General features: G+C 68.1%; 17 protein-coding genes, 1 tRNA gene and 2 pseudogenes. 3 read left to right on the top strand and 17 right to left on the bottom strand.

The window, feature by feature from the left end; all coding sequences use genetic code 11:
- Positions 1 to 190: 190 nt before the first annotated feature.
- Both ACWEK3_RS06565 and ACWEK3_RS06560 read right to left on the bottom strand, forming a co-directional pair.
- Positions 191 to 829: a PH domain-containing protein gene (locus tag ACWEK3_RS06565; protein WP_450542573.1), complete on the bottom strand. Its 639-nt coding sequence runs from the start codon at positions 827 to 829 to the stop codon at positions 191 to 193.
- A 145-nt stretch (positions 830 to 974) separates the two neighbouring features.
- Positions 975 to 4,049 (bottom strand): glycosyl hydrolase 115 family protein, encoded by a 3,075-nt coding sequence (locus tag ACWEK3_RS06560; RefSeq protein ID WP_453249075.1) that lies wholly within the window; start codon positions 4,047 to 4,049, stop codon positions 975 to 977.
- Positions 4,050 to 4,342: 293 nt separating this feature from the next.
- On the opposite strand from ACWEK3_RS06560, the pseudogene ACWEK3_RS06555 reads away from it, so the two are divergent.
- Positions 4,343 to 4,474, top strand: a pseudogene (locus ACWEK3_RS06555) (LysR family transcriptional regulator); the annotation flags it as partial.
- Positions 4,475 to 4,570: 96 nt separating this feature from the next.
- A pseudogene (locus ACWEK3_RS06550) lies at positions 4,571 to 5,164 on the top strand (carbohydrate-binding protein); the annotation flags it as partial.
- A 111-nt stretch (positions 5,165 to 5,275) separates the two neighbouring features.
- On the opposite strand, the gene tuf reads toward ACWEK3_RS06550, so the two are convergent.
- The 15 genes from tuf to ACWEK3_RS06475 all read right to left on the bottom strand — a co-directional run bounded on the left by tuf (position 5,276) and on the right by ACWEK3_RS06475 (position 24,032).
- Positions 5,276 to 6,469 (bottom strand): elongation factor Tu, encoded by a 1,194-nt coding sequence (tuf, locus tag ACWEK3_RS06545; RefSeq protein WP_376407873.1) that lies wholly within the window; start codon positions 6,467 to 6,469, stop codon positions 5,276 to 5,278.
- 173 nt (positions 6,470 to 6,642) lie between these two features.
- Positions 6,643 to 8,769: an elongation factor G gene (gene fusA, locus ACWEK3_RS06540; protein ID WP_376407875.1), complete on the bottom strand. Its 2,127-nt coding sequence runs from the start codon at positions 8,767 to 8,769 to the stop codon at positions 6,643 to 6,645.
- Positions 8,770 to 8,808: 39 nt separating this feature from the next.
- Positions 8,809 to 9,279, bottom strand: coding sequence for a 30S ribosomal protein S7 (rpsG, locus tag ACWEK3_RS06535; protein WP_003992340.1), 471 nt, complete (start codon positions 9,277 to 9,279; stop codon positions 8,809 to 8,811).
- 2 nt (positions 9,280 to 9,281) lie between these two features.
- Positions 9,282 to 9,653, bottom strand: coding sequence for a 30S ribosomal protein S12 (rpsL, locus tag ACWEK3_RS06530; protein ID WP_003948652.1), 372 nt, complete (start codon positions 9,651 to 9,653; stop codon positions 9,282 to 9,284).
- 334 nt (positions 9,654 to 9,987) lie between these two features.
- On the bottom strand, positions 9,988 to 10,461 hold the full coding sequence (locus tag ACWEK3_RS06525; RefSeq protein WP_453249074.1) for a DUF1707 and DUF4190 domain-containing protein: 474 nt from the start codon (positions 10,459 to 10,461) through the stop codon (positions 9,988 to 9,990).
- Positions 10,462 to 10,660: 199 nt separating this feature from the next.
- Positions 10,661 to 14,560, bottom strand: a complete 3,900-nt coding sequence (locus ACWEK3_RS06520; protein WP_361422374.1) for a DNA-directed RNA polymerase subunit beta' — start codon at positions 14,558 to 14,560, stop codon at positions 10,661 to 10,663.
- Between the two features lie 96 nt (positions 14,561 to 14,656).
- A complete protein-coding gene (gene rpoB / locus ACWEK3_RS06515; protein WP_450542565.1) occupies positions 14,657 to 18,142 on the bottom strand; it encodes a DNA-directed RNA polymerase subunit beta in 3,486 nt (1,161 codons plus the stop codon).
- A gap of 608 nt (positions 18,143 to 18,750) precedes the next feature.
- Positions 18,751 to 19,137 (bottom strand): 50S ribosomal protein L7/L12, encoded by a 387-nt coding sequence (rplL, locus tag ACWEK3_RS06510; protein WP_390875157.1) that lies wholly within the window; start codon positions 19,135 to 19,137, stop codon positions 18,751 to 18,753.
- 117 nt (positions 19,138 to 19,254) lie between these two features.
- Positions 19,255 to 19,785: a 50S ribosomal protein L10 gene (gene rplJ, locus ACWEK3_RS06505; RefSeq protein ID WP_365431727.1), complete on the bottom strand. Its 531-nt coding sequence runs from the start codon at positions 19,783 to 19,785 to the stop codon at positions 19,255 to 19,257.
- Positions 19,786 to 20,079: 294 nt separating this feature from the next.
- The gene (locus tag ACWEK3_RS06500; RefSeq protein WP_453249073.1) at positions 20,080 to 21,003 is read right to left on the bottom strand and encodes a hypothetical protein; all 924 of its coding nucleotides are present in this window, start codon (positions 21,001 to 21,003) and stop codon (positions 20,080 to 20,082) included.
- A gap of 228 nt (positions 21,004 to 21,231) precedes the next feature.
- Positions 21,232 to 21,957, bottom strand: a complete 726-nt coding sequence (gene rplA / locus ACWEK3_RS06495) for a 50S ribosomal protein L1 (protein ID WP_361422359.1) — start codon at positions 21,955 to 21,957, stop codon at positions 21,232 to 21,234.
- 95 nt (positions 21,958 to 22,052) lie between these two features.
- Complete coding sequence (rplK, locus tag ACWEK3_RS06490; protein ID WP_019756559.1) at positions 22,053 to 22,487, bottom strand: 50S ribosomal protein L11; 435 nt, start codon at positions 22,485 to 22,487, stop codon at positions 22,053 to 22,055.
- A 179-nt stretch (positions 22,488 to 22,666) separates the two neighbouring features.
- Positions 22,667 to 23,485, bottom strand: a complete 819-nt coding sequence (nusG, locus tag ACWEK3_RS06485) for a transcription termination/antitermination protein NusG (RefSeq protein WP_225078007.1) — start codon at positions 23,483 to 23,485, stop codon at positions 22,667 to 22,669.
- 81 nt (positions 23,486 to 23,566) lie between these two features.
- A complete protein-coding gene (secE, locus tag ACWEK3_RS06480; RefSeq protein WP_365436724.1) occupies positions 23,567 to 23,851 on the bottom strand; it encodes a preprotein translocase subunit SecE in 285 nt (94 codons plus the stop codon).
- A gap of 108 nt (positions 23,852 to 23,959) precedes the next feature.
- A tRNA-Trp gene (locus ACWEK3_RS06475) sits at positions 23,960 to 24,032 on the bottom strand.
- 261 nt (positions 24,033 to 24,293) lie between these two features.
- On the opposite strand from ACWEK3_RS06475, the gene ACWEK3_RS06470 reads away from it, so the two are divergent.
- Complete coding sequence (locus tag ACWEK3_RS06470; RefSeq protein WP_384432272.1) at positions 24,294 to 25,520, top strand: pyridoxal phosphate-dependent aminotransferase; 1,227 nt, start codon at positions 24,294 to 24,296, stop codon at positions 25,518 to 25,520.
- Positions 25,521 to 25,540: the final 20 nt, after the last annotated feature.

The following is a 25,540-nucleotide window of genomic DNA, read 5'->3' as shown; positions in this document are numbered from 1 at the left end:
GGTGATGAACGCTCGGCGCCGTTGCCGCGCGCAGGAACTCGGCCGACCCGGGAATGGGCATCCGGGAAACGGCCGACCCTTCAGTGTTACCTCTGGATCGATGCACTGGCCAGTGACCCGGCACCTATAGTCCACGATGTGAGATCAAGATTCCGAAAAATCGGCTGGTCCGACCGTTCCCAGGGGACGCCTACGCCAGGGGCCAGTGGGGCAAGAACTCGACTGCGAGGTACAGCACGACGCCCAGCAGGATGATCCACGGGGCGAGTCCGGTGCCGGTCAGCCCTCGCTCGACCGGGGCCGTGGGGCGCAGATCGCCGTGGAGGGCCATGGCACTCAGCGTGTCGGCGGCCCGGCTGCCCCGGTCGGAGCGGGCGACACGGCTCATCCAGGGTGGCGCGAAGAACCCGGCCATGGGCTCCGGCGTACGGCCGAAGAACTCCAACTGCCCGTCGCGCCGCATCTCCACACGCGTGATCGTCGACCACGGCAGGAGCCGCGTGGACCACAGCCGGCGGATGTACACGCCGTCACGGTCCGCGGTGACGCGCCACAGCGCGAACCAGCAGCACGCAAAGCCGACGACCAGCGAAGTCCACAGCGCGTAGAGCAGGGCACCCGGTTGCGGATGCGCCAGGCTCGCCTCGGCCGGATGCTCGGTCAGCGCGACGAACACGGCGCAGACGACCGCACCCGTCACCCTCCCGCGCCACCCGGCACGCCACACTAGCGGCGCCTCCGGCGCCGTCATCACCCCGGCGAGCTCCTCGACCCGGTCCCGGCGCTCCTTGCGCGCCTGCCGCCCCCGCTCCGCCCGGCCCGCTCTCATTCCCACCCCCAGCCCCCGCCGTCGTGTACCACGGCGAGCTTACCGACCGTTCGGTGCTCCCCCTCGGCCCCGGCCGGTGCCGGGGCGGATGCCCCCGCACCGGCCGGGTGGGCCGTCGCACCGCGGATCGGGGCGACGGGCCGCCCTACACCCGCCGGCTCTCCAGCGGCCCCAAATAGGTCTCCGGCAGGCCGCCCGTGTCGATCAGCAGGCGTTGCAGGACCATCGTCGGGTCGATCGTCCAGAACTTCAGGCGATGCGTTCCGGCGCGGGTGATCGTGTGCCTGGTCGCGGTGCGGTTGACGTTGTCGGACGTGTTGCGGGCCCACGCCGTGTTCATCGTGCCGTCGTCCGCGCCCGTGGCCGCGTTGATGTCCACCGCCTGCGGTGCGGCGTCGTCGAAGGAGACGCCGTAGCGCAGGCCGCCGGTCGGGAGGGCAGGGTTCCTCGGCGACACCTCCGCCCACACCGTCACCTCGCCCGCGGAGAGGAGGGTCACCTCGTACTCCAGGCGCGGGGAGTCCGGGGCGCCGGGGGTGCGGCGCGGGGCCGTCACCGGCCAGGGAGTCATGCCCGACGTGGTGCGGCCGACGCCGTCCAGGCGGCGCCACTCCCCCACCACGCCGTCGTGGTGCTCCGCGTCGATCGCCACGTAGCCGCCCGCCTCCACGAAGCCCCGCACCAGACGGGGCGGGGTGTTCTCCGCCGTGCAGGCGACCGTCACCGTCGTGCCCGCGCCCGAGATCGTCAGCTTCGCCTCCCCCCGGCCGCTCGGCACCCGGCGCCAGTCCACCCGGACCTCCACGCGCACCTGCTGCTCCACCCGGCCCCGGGCACGGTCCACCAGAAGCCACGGGACCGAGGACTCGATCCGGTACTCGAAGGGCGTGCGGCCGCGGTTGAAGAGCTCCACGTACTGCTGCGGGCGGGTCTGGTACGGGCTGAAGGAGGGCAGCCGGGCCGCGGTCGCCGCCCCACCCGGCCACCAGCTCCCCGCGTCCTCCGCACCGTCCACCGAGACGCCCAGTCCGGCGGCGCGCGGCACCTCGATCCGCCGGACCGCGGGGAAGAGGACGTCCGGGATCGCCACGTTGTCGATCTCCGGCTGCTGCCAGCCCGCGTTGGGGCCGTAGCGTTCCACGTCCCCGTAGTCGATGTGCGGCTGAGTCTGGAAGCCGTTCCACTTGCCGCCGGCCACCTCGTGGTTGAAGCGGTCGGCGAGGGCGAAGTCCCGCTCCAGGCCCGCTTCCGCCTGCGCCGCCAGGTCGTTGGTCGCCGCCCGGCCCTGCCTGGCGTAGAGGAGGTGCGTGAACTCGGCCTGCCGCAGGCCGTAGAGGTTCGCGGTCGCCTCCACCTCGTAGCCGACCAGTTCGAACCAGGCGTCCCGGCTCCGCGCGGGCAGCTTGAGGGCGACGCGGTCGGCCTTGCGGGCCAGGGCCTTCCACTCGTCGGTGACCCGCTCCAGCTCGCCGTGGGCGAAGTAGTACGGGGTCTGCTCGTCGTCGTGGACGACCTCGCCGTCCCGGAGGGTGATCCGGCGGTTGAGCAGTTCGGGCTTGCGGCGGGCTTGGAGCCGGCCGTACTCCGCCAGGACCTCCGCGATCGGCCCGGAGTCCGCCTCGCCGAAGTTCTGGGCGGCGTAGCGGCGTTCCCACTCCCCCAGCCGCTCCTGCGGCCAGCTGTACGGGTTCCAGGCGTAGTTGAGGAAGAACTCCGTCGGCAGCTCGTTGCCCTTCAGGTCGCCGACGTTGGTGACCCACAGGCCGTGGTTGCCGTAGGCGTGGGCCTGGTGGAGCTGGTCCCAGAGGTTGGTGAGGTTCGCCGTGTCGACCCACTTGTAGTTGCGGCCGGCGCCGACGTAGTCGAAGTGGTAGTAGAGGCCGTATCCGCCGGCGCGGGCACCCTCCGCGGGGTCGGGGTGCTTGCGGATGTTGCCCCAGTTGTCGTCGGTGAGGACGACCGTGACGTCGTCCGGGGCGCGCAGGCCGCGGTCCCAGTAGCGCTGCACCTCCTTGTAGAGGGTCCACACCTGCGGGGTCTCGGCGGCCGGCCTGCCGGTGACCTCCTCGATGATGCGGCGCTGCTCGGCGATGATCTCCTGCATCAGTTCGATGCCGTCGCCGTCGGGCAGGCTGGTGTCGCCGTTGCCCCGCATGCCCAGGGTGACGACGCCCTCGAAGCCCTCGTCGACCATGCGCCGGATGCCGTCCCGCCAGTACGCCTTGATCGCCTCGGCGTTGCGGACGTACGACCACTCGCCGTTGCCGCCGTAGGGGTCCTTGCCTCCGCCCGCGTGGCGGTTCCACTCCTCGATGCCGCGCATCATGGGCGCCTCGTGGGAGGTGCCCATGACGATGCCGTACTCCGACGCCCGCTTGTGGTTCTCCGGGTCGTCCTCCGCGAAGGCGCGCCCCCACACCGCCGGCCAGAGGTAGTTGCCCTTCAGGCGGAGCAGCAGCTCGAAGACCTTGGCGTAGAAGTCGGCGTTGAAGCCGCCGGGCCGGCCCGGGGCCTTGCCCGGACCGAAGTACGCGGGTGCCCAGGTGCCCAGGGCCGGGTTCTCGTCGTTGATGAAGACGCCGCGGTACTTCACCACCGGGGTGCCCTGCGTGTGGCGGCCCGGCAGGATCCAGACGCGGTTGCGGCGCACCGGGGGCACGTCGTCCCACCAGTACCAGGGCGAGACCCCGATGCCGTACGAGACGTCGTACGCCCCGAAGATCGTGCCGCGCGGGTCGCTGCCCGCGATGACGAGCGCGCGGTCGACGCCGGGCATCGGATGGTCGACCACCGCCTGGAGCGAGGTCTCCCAGCGGCCGCGCACCCCGGTGACGTCCAGCTTCCCCGACTTCACCAGGCCGTCGATCAGCGGGCTGCGGCCGATCGTCCCCACCAGCACGGCGTTGCGGGCGATGGTGTGGCCGGGCCGTACGCCCGTGACCCGCTGGATGTCGTCGCGCAGGTCGCCCGCCGCCCGCACGACTCCGGGGTGGTCGTCGGCGCTGACCACGATCGGGGCGCCCACCAGGGAGAACGAGCCCGGTCTCGGCTCACGGGGCGCGAAGGAGACGTATGCCCCCGGATCCGTCACCCGCGGACCGCCACCCTCGCCCCCGGCCGCCCACGCGGAACCCGACGCGCCCAGAGCACCCGACGACAGCACCGGCACCGCGGCGAGGCTCGCGCCCAGGACGGCTCTTCGGCTGACGTGCGCAGACATGGCACACCCCTCACACACCTGAATTTGGTCAGCGGCATGACAAATGTTGGAGGAGTGGTCTGCGGGGAACCAGGGGTCGTACGCGCCGAATAGTTTCGTAACAGCCCCCTCCACCGGGCACCCCGCGCCCGGCGTCGCGCACTGCCCGGCACTCCCGGCTCCCGCCCCTCGCCCCTCGCCCCTCGCCCCCGGCAGGAGGCAGGCAGCAGACACCCTCACACGCGCACGCACCCGCGCCCGTGGTACGGACCAACCCCTTGGCCCCGCCGCCCCGGGCACCGCAAGCTCCCTGCATGGAGCTGGAGTTGCGACATCTGAAGACGATCCGGACCATCGCCGAGGCAGGAAGCCTCACCAGGGCGGCGACGGTGCTCGGACTCGCGCAGCCCGCGCTGAGCGCACAGCTCAGGCGCATCGAAAGGGCCCTGGGCGGCCAGCTGTTCGAGCGCGGACGGCACGGGGTGCGGGCGACCGCGCTGGGCGAGCTGGTACTGGACCGGGCCCGGCTCGTACTGCCCGCGGGCACCTTCCAGGCGTCGGTCTTCCCCGGCAACGACATGGCCTGGGTGGCCACCCACTCCAACTGGACGGCGACCCCCTACGTCAACCAGGGCGGCCAGAACGTCCAGGTGACCGGGTCCACGGTGGCGACCGTGGGCTCCTCGGTGTGCCGCTCCGGTTCGACGACCGGCTGGCACTGCGGCACCGTCCAGCAGCTCAACACCAGCGTGACCTACCAGGAGGGCACCGTCTCCGGGGTCACCCGGACCTCGGTGTGCGCGGAGCCCGGCGACTCGGGCGGCTCCTTCGTCTCCGGCAGCCAGGCGCAGGGCGTCACCTCGGGCGGTACGGGCAACTGCTCGACCGGCGGCACGACGTACTTCCAGCCGGTCAACCCGATCCTGAGCTCCTACGGGCTCACGCTGAGGACGACCGCCGGCGGCCCCGGCGAACCGGGCCCGGGCAACCCCGGCGGCACCTGGTCGGCCGGCACCGTCTACCAGGCCGGCACCACGGTGACCTACGGCGGCGCCACCTACCGCTGCCTCCAGGGCCACCAGGCGCAGCCGGGCTGGGAGCCCCCGAACGCACCGGCGCTGTGGCAACGCCTGTGACCCCCTGACCGGGGGAACGCGAAAGGGCCCGTACGACAGAAGTCGTACGGGCCCTTGTGGTGCTCGCGATGGAGCTACCAGGTCGGGAGACCCTTCAGTAAGCCGGAGAGCTTACTTCTCGATCTTGGTGACCTGGCCGGCGCCCACGGTGCGGCCACCCTCACGGATGGCGAACTTCAGGCCCTCTTCCATGGCGACGGGCTGGATGAGCTCCACCTTCATCTCGGTGTTGTCACCCGGCATGACCATCTCGGTGCCCTCGGGGAGGGTCACCACGCCGGTCACGTCCGTCGTGCGGAAGTAGAACTGCGGACGGTAGTTGTTGAAGAACGGCGTGTGGCGGCCACCCTCGTCCTTGGAGAGGATGTAGGCCTGGGCCTGGAACTCGGTGTGCGGGGTGACCGAGCCCGGCTTGATGATGACCTGGCCGCGCTCGACGTCCTCGCGCTTGATGCCGCGGAGCAGCAGACCGACGTTCTCACCGGCCTGGCCCTCGTCGAGCAGCTTGCGGAACATCTCGATGCCGGTGACCGTGGTGGTGGTCTTCTCCTGCTTGATGCCGATGATGTCGACGGTCTCGTTGACCTTGAGGACACCACGCTCGATGCGGCCGGTGACGACCGTACCGCGACCGGTGATGGTGAAGACGTCCTCGATCGGCATCAGGAACGGCTTGTCGACGTCGCGCTCCGGCTCCGGGATGGCGGTGTCGACGGCGTTCATGAGGTCCAGGACGGACTGGACCCACTTCTCGTCGCCCTCAAGCGCCTTCAGAGCGGAGACACGGACGACCGGGAGGTCGTCACCCGGGAACTCGTACTCGGAGAGGAGCTCGCGGACCTCGAGCTCGACGAGCTCCATGATCTCTTCGTCGTCCACCATGTCGGACTTGTTCAGAGCCACGACGATGTACGGCACGCCGACCTGGCGGGCCAGGAGCACGTGCTCCTTGGTCTGCGGCATCGGGCCGTCGGTCGCGGCGACCACCAGGATCGCGCCGTCCATCTGGGCGGCACCGGTGATCATGTTCTTGATGTAGTCCGCGTGACCGGGGCAGTCGACGTGGGCGTAGTGACGCGCCTCGGTCTGGTACTCGACGTGCGAGATGGAGATCGTGATACCACGCTGGCGCTCTTCGGGCGCCTTGTCGATGTTGTCGAACGGGGTGGCCTCGTTCAGCTCCGGGTACGCGTCGTGCAGCACCTTGGTAATGGCGGCCGTGAGGGTCGTCTTACCGTGGTCGATGTGACCGATGGTGCCGATGTTGACGTGCGGCTTAGTCCGCTCGAACTTCGCCTTCGCCACTGGGTTCCTCCTGTGGAGTGGTTCTGTACGCCTTACTCATCGGCGCCAGGTGATCTTTGCTGGATGGCCCGGATCTCCGGGGCATTCCTCCGGCCGTGCGGCTGATCGCCGCGAATCCGTGGAATGCCCCGAGAGGCTCCGGAGTCAAGACTAAAGGCTGGAACTCGGGTGAGTTACTCGCCCTTGGCCTTCGCGATGATCTCCTCGGCGACGTTCCGCGGAACCTCGGCGTAGGAGTCGAACTGCATCGAGTAGCTTGCGCGACCCGACGTCTTGCTGCGGAGGTCGCCGACGTAGCCGAACATCTCCGAGAGGGGCACGAGGCCCTTCACGACACGGGCACCCGCCCGCTCCTCCATGGCCTGGATCTGGCCACGGCGGGAGTTGATGTCGCCGATGACCTCGCCCATGTAGTCCTCGGGCGTGGTGACCTCAACGGCCATCATCGGCTCGAGCAGCACAGGACCGGCCTTGCGCGCGGCCTCCTTGAAGGCCTGCGAACCGGCGATCTTGAACGCGAGCTCGGAGGAGTCGACCTCGTGGTAGCCACCGTCGAGAAGCGTGACGCGGACGCCCGTCATCTCGTAGCCGGCGAGGATGCCGAACTGCATGGCCTCCTGCGCACCGGCGTCCACCGAAGGGATGTACTCCTTCGGGACGCGGCCGCCGGTGACCTTGTTCACGAACTCGTACGAGGTGTCGCCACCCTCGAGCGGCTCGATCGCGATCTGCACCTTGGCGAACTGACCGGTACCACCGGTCTGCTTCTTGTGGGTGTAGTCCACGCGCTCGACGGCCTTGCGGATCGTCTCGCGGTACGCGACCTGCGGCTTGCCGACGTTGGCCTCGACCTTGAACTCACGGCGCATGCGGTCGACCAGCACCTCGAGGTGCAGCTCGCCCATACCGCCGATGATGGTCTGGCCGGTCTCCTCGTCCGAGTGGACCTGGAAGGACGGGTCCTCCTCGGCCAGGCGCTGGATCGCGACGCCCAGCTTCTCCTGGTCGCCCTTCGACTTGGGCTCGATGGCGACCTGGATGACCGGCGCCGGGAAGTCCATGGACTCCAGGATGACCGGGGCCTTGTCGTCGCTCAGCGTCTCACCGGTGGTGGTCTGCTTCAGACCCATGACGGCGACGATGTCGCCGGCGCCCACCGACGGGATCTCCTCACGCTTGTTGGCGTGCATGCGGTAGATCTTGCCGATGCGCTCCTTCTTGCCCTTGACGGAGTTCAGCACCTGCGTGCCGGACTCCAGGCGGCCCGAGTAGACCCGGACGAAGGTGAGCTTGCCGAGGTGCGGGTCGCTCATGATCTTGAACGCGAGCGCGGCGAGCGGCTCGTCCTCGGACGGCTTGCGCTTGATGACCTCTTCCGCGTTGCCCACGGCGTGGCCCTCGATGGCCTCGACGTCGAGCGGCGTGGGGAGGTAGCGCACGACCGCGTCGAGCAGGGGCTGAACGCCCTTGTTCTTGAACGCGGTGCCACAGAACACCGGGGTGATCGTGGTCTCGGTGGCCTTGCCGGACGCGATGGTGATACGACGGATCGCGGTGTGCAGCTGCTCCTCGGTGGGCTCGTTGCCCTCCAGGTACAGCTCCATGATCTCTTCGTCGTTCTCCGCGACGGCCTCGACCAGCTTGCCGTGCCACTCCTCGGCGGCCTCGGTGTGCGTGGCCGGGATGTCGACGACGTCGTACATCTCGCCCTTGGCGGCCTCGGCGGACCACACGAGCGCCTTCATGCGGACCAGGTCCACAACGCCCTTGAAGTCGGCCTCGGCACCGATCGGCAGCTGCATGACCAGCGGCTGCGCGCCCAGGCGGTCCTTGATCATGTCGACGCAGCGGTGGAACTCCGCACCGGTGCGGTCGAGCTTGTTCACGAAGCAGATGCGCGGAACGCCGTAGCGGTCCGCCTGACGCCACACCGTCTCGGACTGGGGCTCGACACCGGCAACGCCGTCGAACACCGTCACGGCACCGTCGAGCACGCGCAGGGAGCGCTCCACCTCGACGGTGAAGTCGACGTGACCCGGCGTGTCGATGATGTTGATCGTGTGGTCGACGTTGTCCAGCGGCCAGTGACAGGTGGTGGCAGCAGAGGTGATCGTGATGCCACGCTCCTGCTCCTGCTCCATCCAGTCCATCGTGGCGGAACCCTCGTGGGTCTCACCGATCTTGTAGGACACACCGGTGTAGAACAGGATCCGCTCGGTGGTGGTCGTCTTGCCCGCGTCGATGTGGGCCATGATCCCGATGTTGCGGACATGGGCCAGGTCAAGTGAAGTGGTAGCCATAAGGCTTCAGTCTTCTCTCGGTTCTCGATGGGGTAGCGACTACCAGCGGTAGTGCGCGAAGGCCTTGTTGGACTCGGCCATCTTGTGCGTGTCCTCGCGCTTCTTCACAGCGGCACCGAGGCCGTTGGAGGCGTCGAGGAGCTCGTTGAGCAGACGCTCGGTCATGGTCTTCTCGCGACGGGCGCGGGAGTAACCGACCAGCCAGCGCAGCGCCAGGGTGTTGGCGCGACCGGGCTTGACCTCGATCGGCACCTGGTAGGTGGCGCCACCGACACGGCGGGACTTGACCTCGAGGGTCGGCTTGATGTTCTCGAGAGCGCGCTTCAGCGTGATGATCGGGTCGTTGCCGGTCTTCTCGCGCAGACCCTCCATGGCGCCGTAGACGATGCGCTCGGCGGTGGAGCGCTTGCCGTTCAGCAGCACCTTGTTGATCAGGGAGGTCACCAGAGGAGAGCCGTAGACCGGGTCGATGATGACCGGGCGCTTCGGGGCGGGGCCCTTACGAGGCATTCTTACTTCTCCTTCTTGGCGCCGTAACGGCTGCGAGCCTGCTTGCGGTTCTTGACACCCTGGGTGTCGAGCGAACCGCGGATGATCTTGTAGCGAACACCCGGCAGGTCCTTCACACGGCCGCCGCGCACGAGCACGATCGAGTGCTCCTGCAGGTTGTGTCCCTCACCCGGAATGTAAGCCGTGACCTCGATACCGCTGGTCAGACGCACACGCGCGACCTTACGGAGGGCCGAGTTCGGCTTCTTCGGGGTGGTCGTGAACACACGCGTGCAGACGCCACGGCGCTGGGGCGAACCCTCGAGTGCGGGCGTCTTGTTCTTTTCGACCTTGTCCTGCCGGCCCTTGCGGACCAGCTGCTGGATCGTAGGCACTACTTCTCCGGTTTCTGTGTGCCGATGGGTACAGCTAACCTGGAACATCGCCGACCCACGCGGTCGGGTGTGTCGAATCCCGCAGACTCCCACCGCAAGGCAGAAAGAGGCGCAGATCACGGTGGCCGTTCAGCGGCTCCCGGTGCGGTTTCAAGGCACGCACGAAAGCCAGGGCACACCCCAGGCACAAGGTCTGAGCGTACCTACCTCATTCGCTGCGGTCAAAACAAATGCGCCCCGCCCGCCGCGTCCCCCGGGGCTTGTCAAGCCCCGGTCCCGCGGGCGATCTTCGAATCCACGGAACGTGATCTTCGGACACCGGAATCCGCCCACGTCACCCCGACCCCGCGATCCCGGCCACGACGAGCACGGTCAGGAACACCGCCCAGCCCGCGACGGACAGCCAGCCCAGGACCAGCCCGGCCAGCGCGAGGCCGTCACCGCCCTGCCCGTTGCGGCGCATCTCCGCGCGGGCGGCGTGTCCCAGGACCACCGCGGGCAGGCCCGTCAGACCGCCCGTCATCAGCGTGAGCACACCGCAGACCAGGGAGCCGACCGCCTTGCCGTTGGTGGGCGGCGGGACCGCCGCCGGCAGGAACGTGGGCGGCACGACCGGAGCCGCCGCCGAGGTGAGCGGCACCGGACCCTGCGGCAGGTCCGCCACCAGCAGCGCCAGCTCCCCGACCGTACGCGCCTGGTACGCCCGTGCGACGCGCTGGTCGAGTTCCCGCTCGTCCAGGCGGCCCTCGCTGAAGCCCGCCCTGAGCACGTCCACGGCCCGCTCGCGGTCGGCGTGGGACGCGAGCATCGAAGGGCCGCCCTGGCCCTGCCACGGCTGCGGTGCCCCCTGTCCCCGCTGCCAGGGCTGCATGGGCTGCCACGACGGGTGTGACGGTTGATACGACACTGGGACCTCCCCCGGACCGCGTGTGTCTCTCCATGATGCGCCAAGGGCGGCCATCCCGTTGTGGGATGGCCGCCCTTCAGCGCGTCAAGCAGTCGCTCGCCTACTGGTTGTACGGACCGTAGTCGTAGTCCTCCAGCGGAACGGCCTGGCCGGAGCCGGAGCCGAACGGCGAGTAGTCGATGTCGTCGTAGCCCACGGCCGAGTACATCGCGGCCTTGGCCTCCTCGGTCGGCTCGACCCGGATGTTGCGGTAGCGGGACAGGCCCGTACCGGCCGGGATGAGCTTACCGATGATGACGTTCTCCTTGAGGCCGATCAGGGAGTCGGACTTGGCGTTGATCGCCGCGTCCGTCAGGACCCTGGTCGTCTCCTGGAAGGACGCCGCCGACAGCCAGGACTCGGTCGCCAGCGAGGCCTTGGTGATACCCATGAGCTGCGGACGACCGGAGGCCGGGTGACCGCCCTCCTGGACCACACGACGGTTCTCGTGCTCGAACTTCGAGCGCTCGACCAGCTCGCCGGGCAGCAGCTCGGCGTCGCCGGACTCGATGATCGTCACGCGGCGCAGCATCTGCCGGATGATGATCTCGATGTGCTTGTCGTGGATCGACACACCCTGCGAGTTGTAGACCTTCTGGACCTCGCCGACCAGGTGGACCTGGACGGCCCGCTGACCCAGGATACGCAGCACGTCGTGCGGGTTGGTGGCACCCACGGTGAGCTTCTGGCCCACCTCGACGTGGTCGCCCTCGCCGACCAGCAGACGGGCACGCTTCGAGATCGGGAACGCCGTCTCGTCGCTGCCGTCGTCCGGGGTGATGACGATCTTCTTGGTCTTCTCGGTCTCCTCGATCCGGACGCGTCCGGCCGCCTCGGAGATCGGGGCGACACCCTTCGGCGTACGGGCCTCGAAGAGCTCGACGACACGCGGCAGACCCTGGGTGATGTCGTCACCGGCCACACCACCGGTGTGGAAGGTACGCATCGTCAGCTGGGTGCCGGGCTCACCGATGGACTGGGCGGCGATGATGCCGACCGCCTCACCGATGTCGACCAGCTTGCCGGTGGCGAGCGAACGGCCGTAGCACATGGCGCAGGTGCCGACGGCGGACTCACAGGTCAGGACCGAGCGGGTCTTGACCTCCGAGACGCCACGGGCCACCAGTTCCTCGATGAGGACGTCACCGAGGTCGGTGCCGGCCGGGGCCAGGACCTGGCCGTCGACCACGATGTCCTCGGCGAGGCAGCGCGCGTACACGGACGTCTCGACGTTGTCCGCCTTGCGCAGCACGCCGTCCGCACCGCGCTCCGCGATGTGCAGCTTGAGGCCGCGTTCGGTGCCGCAGTCCTCCTCGCGGATGATGACGTCCTGGGAGACGTCGACCAGACGACGGGTGAGGTAACCGGAGTCGGCGGTACGCAGGGCGGTGTCGGCCAGACCCTTACGGGCACCGTGCGTGGAGATGAAGTACTCCAGCACGGACAGACCCTCACGGAACGACGCCTTGATGGGCCGCGGGATGGTCTCGTTCTTGGCGTTCGACACCAGACCGCGCATACCGGCGATCTGACGCATCTGCATCATGTTTCCTCGGGCGCCCGAGGAAACCATCATGAAGATCGGGTTGGTCTTCGGGAAGTTGTCGTTCATCGCCTCGGCGACCTCGTTGGTCGCCTTGGTCCAGATCGCGATGAGCTCCTGGGTCCGCTCGTCCTTCGTGATCAGACCGCGCTCGTACTGCTTCTGGACCTTCTCGTCCTGCGCCTCGTAGCCGCGGACGATCTCCTTCTTCGCCTCGGGGACGACGACGTCGGAGATGGCGACGGTGACACCGGAGCGGGTGGCCCAGTAGAAGCCGGACGACTTCAGGTTGTCGAGCGTGGCCGCCACGATGACCTTCGGGTAGCGCTCGGCGAGGTCGTTGACGATCTCGGAGAGCTGCTTCTTGCCCACCTCGAAGTCGACGAACGGGTAGTCCTCGGGCAGCAGCTCGTTGAAGAGCGCGCGGCCCAGGGTCGTCTTCAGACGGAAGGAGTCACCCTGCTGCCACTCCGGCTCACCCTCCTCGCGGGCCGGCGGGGTCCAGCCGCGCGGCGGGATGGTGCCCACCGGGAAGCGGACGTCCACCCGCGACTGCAGCGAGAGCTCGCCGGCGTCGAACGCCATGATCGCCTCGGCGACCGACGCGAAGGAGCGGTCCTCGCCCTTGGCCGCGCGGCCCTCGGCGTCGGTGGTGAGGAAGTACAGACCGAGGACCATGTCCTGGGTCGGCATCGTCACCGGACGGCCGTCGGCCGGCTTGAGGATGTTGTTCGAGGACAGCATCAGGATGCGGGCCTCGGCCTGCGCCTCCGCGGACAGCGGCAGGTGCACGGCCATCTGGTCACCGTCGAAGTCCGCGTTGAACGCGGTGCACACGAGCGGGTGAATCTGAATGGCCTTGCCCTCGACCAGCTGCGGCTCGAAGGCCTGGATGCCGAGGCGGTGCAGCGTGGGCGCACGGTTCAGCAGAACCGGGTGCTCCGCGATGACCTCTTCCAGCACGTCGTACACGACCGTGCGGCCGCGCTCGACCATGCGCTTGGCCGACTTGATGTTCTGCGCGTGGTTCAGGTCGACCAGGCGCTTCATCACGAACGGCTTGAAGAGCTCCAGCGCCATCGCCTTCGGCAGACCGCACTGGTGCAGCTTCAGCTGCGGACCGACGACGATCACGGAACGAGCCGAGTAGTCGACGCGCTTGCCGAGCAGGTTCTGACGGAAGCGGCCCTGCTTGCCCTTGAGCATGTCGGACAGCGACTTCAGCGGACGGTTGCCGGGGCCCGTGACCGGGCGGCCGCGGCGGCCGTTGTCGAAGAGCGCGTCGACGGCCTCCTGGAGCATGCGCTTCTCGTTGTTCACGATGATCTCGGGCGCGCCGAGGTCGAGAAGCCGCTTCAGGCGGTTGTTGCGGTTGATGACACGGCGGTACAGGTCGTTCAGGTCGGAGGTCGCGAAGCGGCCACCGTCCAGCTGCACCATCGGACGCAGGTCCGGCGGGATGACCGGCACGCAGTCCAGGACCATGCCCTTGGGGCTGTTGGACGTCTGCAGGAACGCGGAGACGACCTTCAGGCGCTTGAGGGCGCGGGTCTTCTTCTGGCCCTTGCCGGTGCGGATGATCTCACGGAGCTTCTCGGCCTCCTCCTCGAGGTCGAAGGACTCCAGGCGCTTCTGCAGCGCCGCGGCACCCATCGAGCCGTCGAAGTACGTGCCGAACCGGTCGCGCAGCTCGCGGTAGAGCAGCTCGTCGCCCTCGAGGTCCTGGACCTTGAGGTTCTTGAACCGGGTCCACACCTCGTCGAGGCGGTCGATCTCGCGCTGCGCGCGGTCGCGCAGCTGCTTCATCTCACGCTCGGCACCCTCGCGCACCTTGCGGCGCACGTCGGCCTTGGCACCCTCGGCCTCAAGCTCGGCGAGGTCCGCCTCGAGCTTCTTGGCGCGGGCCTCCAGGTCGGCGTCGCGGCGCTGCTCGATCTGCTGGCGCTCGACGGAGACGTGGGCCTCCAGCGACGGCAGGTCGCGGGTGCGGCGCTCGTCGTCGACGTACGTGATCATGTACGCCGCGAAGTAGATGACCTTCTCCAGGTCCTTCGGGGCCAGGTCGAGCAGGTAGCCCAGACGCGACGGGACGCCCTTGAAGTACCAGATGTGGGTGACGGGCGCGGCCAGTTCGATGTGGCCCATCCGCTCACGGCGCACCTTGGCACGGGTGACCTCGACGCCGCAGCGCTCGCAGATGATGCCCTTGAAGCGGACACGCTTGTACTTGCCGCAGTAGCACTCCCAGTCCCGGGTGGGACCGAAGATCTTCTCGCAGAAGAGCCCGTCCTTTTCCGGCTTGAGGGTGCGGTAGTTGATGGTCTCGGGCTTCTTGACCTCGCCGTGGCTCCACTGACGGATGTCGTCAGCGGTGGCCAGGCCGATCCGGAGCTCGTCGAAGAAGTTGACGTCGAGCACTATGCGTCAATCCCTCTCAGGGTCGTAAGTCTGTGGTCTGAAACGGGGGCCTGGGGGTCGGCGGGCCTCCTGGTCAGGAGACCCGCCGGACTCCCGTCAGACCTCTTCGACGCTGCTCGGCTCGCGCCGGGACAGGTCGATGCCGAGCTCCTCCGCAGCGCGGAAGACATCCTCGTCGGTGTCGCGCATCTCGATGGACATACCGTCGCTGGACAGCACCTCCACGTTCAGGCACAGGGACTGCATCTCCTTGATGAGCACCTTGAAGGACTCGGGGATGCCGGGCTCGGGGATGTTCTCGCCCTTGACGATGGCCTCGTAGACCTTCACGCGGCCGGTGACGTCGTCGGACTTGATGGTCAGCAGCTCCTGAAGGGCGTAGGCGGCGCCGTAGGCCTCGAGGGCCCACACCTCCATCTCGCCGAAGCGCTGGCCACCGAACTGGGCCTTACCACCCAGCGGCTGCTGGGTGATCATCGAGTACGGACCGGTCGAACGGGCGTGCAGCTTGTCGTCGACCAGGTGGTGCAGCTTCAGGATGTACATGTAGCCGACCGAGATCGGGTCCGGGAACGGCTCACCGCTACGGCCGTCGAACAGCTGCGCCTTGCCGGACGGGAGGACCATGCGGTCACCGTCGCGGTTCGGGATGGTGTGCTGGAGCAGACCCGCCAGCTCGTCCTCACGGGCACCGTCGAAGACCGGGGTGGCCACGTTGGTGCCGGGGGCGACCTGGTCGGCGCCGATGGCCTGGAGGCGCTCCGCCCACTCGTCCGCGAGGCCGGAGACGTCCCAGCCGCGGCTGGCGAGCCAGCCGAGGTGGATCTCCAGGACCTGTCCCGGGTTCATTCGGGACGGCACACCCAGCGGGTTGAGGATGATGTCGACCGGGGTGCCGTCCTCCAGGAACGGCATGTCCTCGATCGGCAGGATCTTGGAGATGACGCCCTTGTTGCCGTGGCGGCCGGCGAGCTTGTCACCATCGGTGATCTTGCGCTTCTGCGCGACGTAGACGCGGACCAGCTGGTTCACGCCCGGCGGCAGCTCGTCGCCCTCCTCGCGGTCGAAGACGCGCACGCCGATGACCTTGCCGGTCTCGCCGTGCGGCACCTTCAGCGAGGTGTCACGGACCTCACGGGCCTTCTCACCGAAGATCGCGCGCAGCAGGCGCTCCTCGGGGGTCAGCTCGGTCTCGCCCTTCGGGGTCACCTTGCCGACGAGGATGTCGCCGGCGATGACCTCGGCGCCGATGCGGATGATGCCGCGCTCGTCGAGGTCGGCGAGGACCTCCTCGGAGACGTTCGGGATGTCCCGGGTGATCTCCTCGGGGCCGAGCTTGGTGTCACGGGCGTCGACCTCGTGCTCCTCGATGTGGATCGAGGAGAGGACGTCGTCCTGGACGAGGCGCTGCGACAGGATGATCGCGTCCTCGTAGTTGTGACCCTCCCACGGCATGAACGCGACCAGCAGGTTCTTGCCGAGCGCCATCTCGCCGTTCTGGGTGGCCGGACCGTCGGCGAGGACCTGGCCCTCGACGACGCGGTCGCCCTCGTTGACGATGACCTTCTGGTTGACCGAGGTGCCCTGGTTGGAGCGGGCGAACTTGGCCAGGCGGTACGTGATGTACGTGCCGTCGTCGTTGGTCGTGGTGATGTAGTCGGCGGAGATCTCCTGGACCACACCGGCCTTCTCGGCCTTGACGACGTCGCCGGCGTCGACGGCGGAGCGGTACTCCATGCCGGTGCCGACGAGCGGGGACTCCGACTTGATGAGCGGAACGGCCTGGCGCATCATGTTCGCGCCCATGAGGGCACGGTTGGCGTCGTCGTGCTCGAGGAACGGGATCATGGCGGTCGCGACCGACACCATCTGGCGCGGCGAGACGTCCATGTAGTCGACGTCCTCGGGGCTGACGTAGTCGACCTCGCCGCCACGGCGGCGGACCAGCACGCGGGCCTCGGCGAAGCGCAGGTCGTCCGCCAGGGTGGCGTTGGCCTGCGCGATGACGAAGCGGTCCTCCTCGTCGGCGGTCAGGTAGTCGACCTCGTCGGTGACCTGGCCGTCGCTGACCTTGCGGTACGGGGTCTCGACGAACCCGAACGCGTTGACCCGGCCGTAGGAGGCGAGCGAGCCGATCAGGCCGATGTTCGGGCCTTCCGGCGTCTCGATCGGGCACATGCGGCCGTAGTGCGAGGGGTGCACGTCACGGACCTCGAAGCCGGCCCGCTCACGGGAGAGACCACCCGGGCCAAGGGCCGACAGGCGGCGCTTGTGGGTGAGACCCGACAGCGGGTTGTTCTGGTCCATGAACTGCGACAGCTGGCTGGTGCCGAAGAACTCCTTGATGGAGGCGACGACCGGCCGGATGTTGATCAGGGTCTGCGGCGTGATCGCCTCGACGTCCTGCGTGGTCATACGCTCGCGGACGACGCGCTCCATACGGGCCAGACCGGTGCGGACCTGGTTCTGGATGAGCTCGCCCACGCTGCGCAGACGGCGGTTGCCGAAGTGGTCGATGTCGTCGGTCTCGACGACGATCGTCTGACCGCTGTCGCCGACCGTCTCGATCTCGCCCGCGTGCAGCTTCACCAGGTACTTGATCGTCGAGATGACGTCCTCGACGGTCAGGACGCCGGCGTCCAGCGGAGCGTCCGCGCCCAGCTTCTTGTTGACCTTGTAGCGGCCGACCTTGGCCAGGTCGTAGCGCTTGGGGTTGAAGTACAGGTTCTCGAGCAGCGTCTGCGCGGCCTCACGCGTGGGGGGCTCGCCCGGGCGCAGCTTGCGGTAGATGTCCAGCAGCGCGTCGTCCTGGCCCTGGGTGTGGTCCTTCTCCAGGGTGGCGCGCATCGACTCGTAGTCGCCGAACTCCTCGAGGATCTGCTCGTTGGTCCAGCCGAGCGCCTTCAGAAGGACGGTGACCGACTGCTTGCGCTTGCGGTCGATGCGGACACCGACCATGTCGCGCTTGTCGATCTCCATCTCCAGCCAGGCACCCCGGGAGGGGATGATCTTGGCGGAGAAGATGTCCTTGTCGGACGTCTTGTCGATGGAGGAGTCGAAGTAGACACCGGGGGAACGGACCAGCTGGGACACCACGACACGCTCGGTGCCGTTGATGACGAAGGTGCCCTTGTTCGTCATGAGCGGGAAGTCGCCCATGAAGACGGTCTGGGACTTGATCTCGCCGGTCTCGTTGTTGGTGAACTCGGCCGTGACGAAGAGCGGGGCGGCGTACGTGAAGTCGCGCTCCTTGCACTCGTCGATGCTGTTCTTCGGCGGCTCGAAGCGGTGGTCGCGGAACGTCAGCGACATCGACCCGGAGAAGTCCTCGATCGGGGAGATCTCCTCGAAGATCTCCTCCAGACCGGACTTGGTGGGGACGTCCTGACCGGACTCCAGAGCCGACTCGACGCGAGCCTTCCACGCGTCGTTGCCGAGCAGCCAGTCGAAGCTCTCGGTTTGCAGCGCGAGAAGGTTCGGAACCTCGAGGGGCTCCTTGATCTTTGCAAAGGAGATGCGCAGCGGGGCGGTGCTGGCGCCGTTGTTCGTATTCGCGGTCGAGGCGTTGCGCGAGGCGGCCAAGAGGGGGTCCTTCCGAGGGCTCGGACTCACTACGCGCGTACCGGCCCCCCGCCGCCGCTTGAGGACAGGTCGTCCTGATCGGGCCGAAAGGCCAGGTCAAGGATGATCTGGTCGTCGTTGCTGAGGCGAGGGCATGCCCCTGGTGACGGGCAGGGGACAGCTAACAGGCAGCGCAAAGGGTCAGTGTAGCCACATGGCACACTGATGTCCAGTGCGGGTTTTTTGCGACCCTCGTAGTTGTCAACGTCTGCGGCCTACCTGCCCTCAACGCACCCTGATACTGCCCTCTTCGTCGCCGATCCATGCCTCGGATTCGGATCCTTGTTGGCGACGCGTCCTGAGAATTGCGCGCTCCGTGCGGTTCGTCAAGGCCTCCCATGGCCAAACCGGATGCTGCCATCGTCACTTGCAGCCCGCCGCCGGGAGCTCTGGAGGCACGACGAAGATCACCATACCCCTCCCTGCCGCGGGCGCAAGGCAGCCGGCACCGGCCCCCTCGAACGCCGAAGAGCGACCACCCGGATGGATGATCGCTCCTCGGTGCGTTCGCGTTACAGCCCTAGGGGACCGTGTTCAGCGCGCGGGAGTCCTTCGCGGACCCGTGGAGGTTACTTGACCTCGACGGAGGCGCCGGCGCCCTCGAGGGCCTCCTTGGCCTTGTCCGCGGCCTCCTTGTTGACCTTCTCGAGGACGGGCTTCGGCGCACCGTCGACCAGGTCCTTGGCCTCCTTCAGGCCCAGGGAGGTCAGCTCGCGCACGACCTTGATGACCTGGATCTTCTTGTCGCCGGCGCCGGCGAGGATGACGTCGAACTCGTCCTTCTCCTCGACGACCTCGGCGGCAGCGCCACCGGCGGCACCGGCGACCATGACCGGGGCGGCCGCGGCGGCGGTGACGTCGAACTTCTCCTCGAAGGCCTTCACGAACTCGGAGAGCTCGATGAGGGTCATCTCCTCGAACTGCGCGAGCAGGTCTTCCTGGCTGAGCTTCGCCATGATGGCGGTCCTTCCACTCAAATCGGCAGGTGCCGGATGTACTGGGTGAGGCGGGCGTACGTCGGCCCGCTGCGACCCTCGCCGCGTCAGGCGGCTCGGATCAGAAAGCGAGCCGAGTTACTCGGCACCGCCCTGCTCGTCCTGCTTGGCGCGCAGCGCGTCCACGGTGCGGACGAGCTTCGACGGCAGCGCCTGGAAGACGGAGGCAGCCTGGGACTGCTTCCCCTTGAAGGCACCGGCCAGCTTGGAGAGCAGAACCTCGCGGGACTCGAGGTCCGCAAGCTTCTTGATCTCGTCGGCGGACAGCGCCTTACCCTCAAGGACACCGCCCTTGATGACGAGATTCGGGTTGTCCTTGGCGAAGTCACGGAGACCCTTCGCCGACTCCACCGGGTCACCGGTGACGAAGGCGACGGCCGTCGGACCAGCGAAGAGCTGGTCGTCCAGCGTGATCCCGGCCTCGTTGGCCGCAATCTTGGTCAGCGTGTTCTTCACCACGGCGTACTGGGCGTTCTCACCGAGCGACCGGCGCAGCGTCTTGAGCTGCGCCACGGTGAGACCGCGGTACTCGGTCAGCACGGCGGCGTTGGAGCTGCGGAACTTGTCCGTCAGCTCCGCAACCGCGGCAGCCTTGTCGGGCCTCGCCATAGAGCCTCGGCCTCCTTCCGGGTGATTCGGACCGCGCGGACCCGAAGGAGGACTGGGGAAAACGAAACGCCCCGGCGCAGGCGCTCGGGGCGGACTCGACCGGGTGCACACACGGGGATCGGCGCGTGCTCCGGGAGTTCTTCCACAGTCACCTGCGCGGGTCGTCCGCAGTTCAGCGGATCCTTCGGCCACCGCACCCTCGTACGAGCGCGCGGCAACGACCAGCGGTCTTTGGCTTCTGTGGGAGCGTACGGGAGGGGGCTACCGCAAAGCAAATCGCCTCGGGAGCGCGGCTCAGGAGCCGATGCCGGTGCCGCCCGCGGTGGCGCCCTGGGACTTCATCAGGTCCTTGAAGTCCATGGTGTCGCCGGCCGGGGGCACCTGGACGGAGGTCTTCACGCCGTAGTCGCTGTAGTAGGCGGTGTTGGTCATGGTGCCGGTCGCCATGTCCGCCTTCTCGACCTTCTTGACCAGCAGGCTCCGGTCGTTGACCCAGATGTCGATGGACTCCGTGGTGACGCCCGCCTCGCTGAGCTGCTTCTTCAGCTCGTCCATCTGGCGCTTGGGCAGGTTCGAGGTCTTGCCGGCGAAGTCGGCGACGTTCACCGTGCCCGCGTAGTGCGTGGTGTGCTCGCCGCGCACCCTCGCCTCGCCGACCTTCCTGACGTCGCCGGAGGCCAGCAGCAGCTTCACCGACTGGTTCGGCGTGGCGTTCTTCAGCTGCTCCTGCATGTACTCGCCGGAGCCGCCTGCGAGGGCCCCGAGGTCCTCGTAGCGGTACGCGATCCAGTGCTTGCCGCCCGTCTGCCGCGCATAGGCGTCGCCCATGTGGGCGTAGTAGGCGTCGGGCAGGTACCGCGCCTCCATCGTCGTGGCCCCGATCCGGCGCATCGTCTCGGCGACCGTGCCGCCGGTGTAGGTGAGCTTGAGCGTGCCGGTCAGGCCGTCACCCCAGTCGAGGGTGCCGTCGCCCTTCATCGACATCAGCGTGCCGATGCTGGTCGTCATCGACACTCTGGCGGAGTCGGCCTCGGCGGTGGAGGTGTCGGCGGAGCGCAGGGCCGCGACGGGGCTCACGTGCGCGAGCCCCCGGCCGGCCGCGCCGTCGCCCTTGCCCGAGCCACCGGAGGAGCCGGAGGAGCCGCAGGCGGCCACTGCGGTCAGCGAGGTCACCGCCACGACGGAGAGCGTGATACGGCGCGCGGTCGTGCTCTTCATTCGTCCCACCCCTATGCGGTTGCTGTGATCTTCACGCTAACGCAGCCCTGTGACAGGCGTATGGGAGTCGCACAGACGTCGCGCACGGACGTACGGAAGACGTCGTACAGGAGCCCCACGGAAAAGGGACGAGCCCCGCACCCGAAAAGGTTGCGGGACTCGTCCCTCAGCTGTGCGAGCCGTGGAGCCCAGACCGGCACAGACCGGTCCAGACCGGCCCGGACCGGCTCAGACCGCGGCCGGGTCCTCCTCGACGAGGAGGTTGCGGGTGCGGTTCGGGTCGACCGGGATGCCGGGGCCCATCGTGGTGGTGATGGCGGCCTTCTTGATGTAGCGACCCTTGGCGGCGGACGGCTTCAGACGGAGGATCTCCTCCAGCGCCGCGCCGTAGTTCTCCACCAGCTTGCTGTCGTCGAACGACGTCTTGCCGATGATGAAGTGCAGGTTCGAGTGCTTGTCGACGCGGAACTCGATCTTGCCGCCCTTGATCTCGGTGACGGCCTTGGCCACGTCGGGGGTGACGGTGCCGGTCTTCGGGTTCGGCATCAGACCACGCGGGCCGAGGACGCGGCCGAGGCGGCCGACCTTGCCCATGAGGTCCGGGGTGGCGACGACGGAGTCGAAGTCCAGACGGCCCTTCGACACCTCGTCGATCAGCTCGTCCGCGCCGACGATGTCGGCGCCGGCGGCACGTGCGGCCTCGGCACGGTCACCGGTCGCGAAGACCAGGACCCGGGCGGTCTTACCGGTGCCGTGCGGAAGGTTCACGGTGCCACGGACCATCTGGTCGGCCTTGCGCGGGTCGACACCCAGACGGAAGGCGACCTCGACGGTGCCGTCGAACTTGGTCGTGGAGGTCTCCTTGGCGAGACGGACGGCCTCGAGCGGGGCGTACTGCTTCTCCCGGTCGATCTTGGCGTCCGCAGCGCGGAGAGCCTTGCTGCGCTTGCTCACAACTGCTCCTGTGTGTTCTGAAAGGAGTCGTGGTACGGGCCGAGCGGGCCCTGCCACGTGCGGCCATCAGCCGCATGGTGCTACGAAGGTGGGGTTCAGCCCTCGACCGTGACGCCCATGGAACGCGCGGTGCCGGCGATGATCTTCGCGGCGGCGTCCAGGTCGTTGGCGTTGAGGTCGGGCAGCTTGGTCTGGGCGATCTCGCGGACCTGCGCCTCGGTGATCTTGGCGACCTTGGTCTTGTGCGGCTCGCCGGAGCCCTTCTCCACGCCCGCGGCCTTGAGGATCATCTTGGCGGCCGGCGGGGTCTTGGTGATGAAGGTGAAGGAACGGTCCTCGTAGACCGTGATCTCCACCGGGATGACCCAACCGCGCTGCGACTCGGTCGCGGCGTTGTAGGCCTTGCAGAACTCCATGATGTTGACGCCGTGCTGACCCAGCGCCGGGCCGACCGGCGGAGCCGGGTTGGCGGCGCCGGCCTGGATCTGGAGCTTGATGAGCCCCGTGACCTTCTTCTTCTTGGGAGGCATTGCTCTCCGGGTCCTTTCGATTCGGGTCCTGCCGGCGCTCGGGTACCACCCGGACGCAGGCATACCGCACAACGATAACGGGTATGGCTGCGCGGCTGAAAACCGGGCAGGTCAGGCGATCGTTCGAGCGATCGCCTGACCTGCGCGGAAGCGGTACGTCCAGAAAGAACCGCGGTGAACTAGTTCTTCTGGATCTGGTCGAAGCTCAGCTCGACCGGGGTCTCGCGGCCGAAGATCTCGACGAGGCCCTTGACCTTCTTGGAGTCCGGGTTGATCTCGTTGATCGTGGCCTGGAGCGTGGCGAACGGGCCGTCGGTGACGGTGACCGAGTCGCCGACCTCGAAGTCCAGCACCTGGACCTCGACCTTGCGCTGCGGGGCCGGCTTGCCCTCGGCCTCGGCGGCCTCGCGGGCGGCCTTCTCCTCCGCCTCGGGGGCGAGCATCTTGACGATCTCGTCCAGGGACAGCGGGTACGGGTCGTAGGCGTTGCCCACGAACCCGGTGACGCCCGGGGTGTTGCGGACGACGCCCCAGGACTCGTTCGTCAGGTCCATGCGGACGAGGACGTAGCCGGGCAGCTTGTTCTGCCGGACGGTCTTGCGCTCGCCGTTCTTGATCTGGACGATCTCTTCCTCGGGCACCTCGGCCTGGTAGATGAAGTCCTCGACGTTCAGCGAGACGGCACGCTGCTCCAGGTTCGCCTTCACGCGCTTCTCGTAGCCGGCGTAGGTGTGGATGACGTACCACTCGCCGGGCAGCGTGCGCAGTTCCTCGCGGAGCTTGGTGACCGGGTCGACCTCGGCCTCCGGCTCCTCTTCCTCGGCCTCACCCCCCGGCGCCTCGTCCACGACGTGGACGGCGGCCTCCTCGGCCGGCTCGCCCGCGGCGGCCTCGGCAGCCTCGGCCTCGTCGACCTCGTCCGCACCCTCGACGATGTCGAGCTCGTCATCCACGGACTCGGTCGGCTCGATGGCGTCGTTCAGGTTCGGGTCAGACACGGTGGCTGCTTCTTCCTGGATACATAGGGGTGGAACATGCGAAAAGGGGCGCCGGTAACCGCGGCGCCCTTCGCTCTTGACTCAGCCGAAGACGTACTTGGCCGCGTGGCTGAGCCCATAGTCAATCACGGTCACCAGGCCGATCATGATGACGACGAAGACAATCACCACGGTGGTGTACGTCGTCAGCTGATTGCGGGTCGGCCAGACGACCTTGCGGAGTTCCGCGATGATCTGACGGTAGAAGACAGCAAGGCGCTTGAGCGGGCCCTTCTTGCCACGCTTGCCACCCTTGCGGGCCTTCTTGGATTCCGTCACCTCGTCCTGGGCATCAGGCGTGTCGAGGGAGCCCACGGCGTCCGTCATTCGTCCTCACCTGATTCCGGGTCGTGGCCGTGCCGCGCCCGGTCGAGCCGCACGGCGGTGCAATTGCTGTACGTACATGCGCACACATCCTGGCGATGGTGTGTGTAGCAGGGCCGGAGGGACTCGAACCCCCAACCGCTGGTTTTGGAGACCAGTGCTCTACCAATTGAGCTACGACCCTTTGTGTGCCCCCCAACGTACCGCATACGACCGGATGCTCGGTGTGCACCCGGTGCGACAGCGGCTGCTGAAGGCCAACGAGGTGAGAGTGTACGTGTTCCGGCGCCGGTCGTCGAACAGAAAGTGCCCAACCGGCTCCGGTCGTTGGAAGATCGCCTGGCAGAAGGCGGGATCCGGACGGATGTCCGGAGGTTCGACCGGCCTTGTTCATCCTGTGAAACCCGCGTGCCCCGGGCGTTTCCGGTCTGAAACGATGGACGGTATGAGCGCTGCAACCCCTCCCACCGAGCGCCGGGTCTCCGCCCGCATCGGCGCGATCTCCGAGTCCGCCACCCTCGCCGTGGACGCCAAGGCCAAGGCCCTCAAGGCCGCCGGGCGTCCCGTGATCGGCTTCGGCGCCGGCGAGCCGGACTTCCCGACCCCGGACTACATCGTCGAGGCCGCCGTCGAGGCCTGCCGGAACCCCAAGTACCACCGCTACACGCCGGCCGGCGGCCTGCCCGAGCTGAAGGCCGCGATCGCCGCGAAGACGCTGCGCGACTCCGGCTGGGAGCCGGACGTCTCGCAGATCCTGGTCACCAACGGCGGCAAGCAGGCCATCTACGAGGCGTTCGCCGCGATCCTCGACCCGGGCGACGAGGTCATCGTGCCGGCGCCGTACTGGACGACGTACCCGGAGTCGATCCGCCTGGCCGGCGGTGTCCCGGTCGAGGTCGTCGCGGACGAGACCACCGGCTACCGCGTGTCGGTCGAGCAGCTGGAGGCCGCCCGCACGGAGAAGACCAAGGTCGTCCTCTTCGTCTCCCCGTCCAACCCGACCGGCGCGGTCTACTCCGAGGCCGAGACCGAGGCGATCGGCCGCTGGGCCCTCGAGCACGGCCTGTGGGTGCTGACCGACGAGATCTACGAGCACCTGGTCTACGGCGACGCCGTCTCGGTGTCCCTGCCGGCGCTCCTGCCCGAGCTGCGCGACAAGTGCGTCGTCGTCAACGGCGTGGCGAAGACGTACGCCATGACCGGCTGGCGCGTGGGCTGGGTCATCGGCCCGAAGGACGTGGTCAAGGCCGCGACCAACCTCCAGTCGCACGCCACCTCGAACGTGTCGAACGTCTCCCAGGCCGCGGCCCTCGCCGCCGTCTCCGGCGACCTGGAGGCGGTCGCGAAGATGCGCGAGGCCTTCGACCGGCGGCGGAAGACCATCGTGCGGATGCTCAACGAGATCGACGGCGTGCTCTGCCCGGAGCCGGAGGGCGCGTTCTACGCCTACCCGTCGGTGAAGGCGCTGATCGGCAAGGAGATCCGCGGCAAGCGCCCGCAGAACTCGGTGGAGCTGGCCGCGCTGATCCTGGAGGAGGCCGAGGTCGCGGTCGTCCCGGGCGAGGCCTTCGGCACGCCGGGCTACCTGCGCCTGTCCTACGCCCTCGGTGACGAGGACCTGGTGGAGGGCGTGAGCCGGATCCAGAAGCTGCTGGCGGAGGCGCGGGACTGAGTTCCGCTTCCGCTTGCGGG

The sequence above is a fragment of the Streptomyces sp. NPDC004721 genome (genome assembly GCF_053601495.1).
The sequence above is the reverse complement of the archived record's forward strand: the minus strand, read 5'-3'. Positions and strand labels throughout refer to the sequence as shown.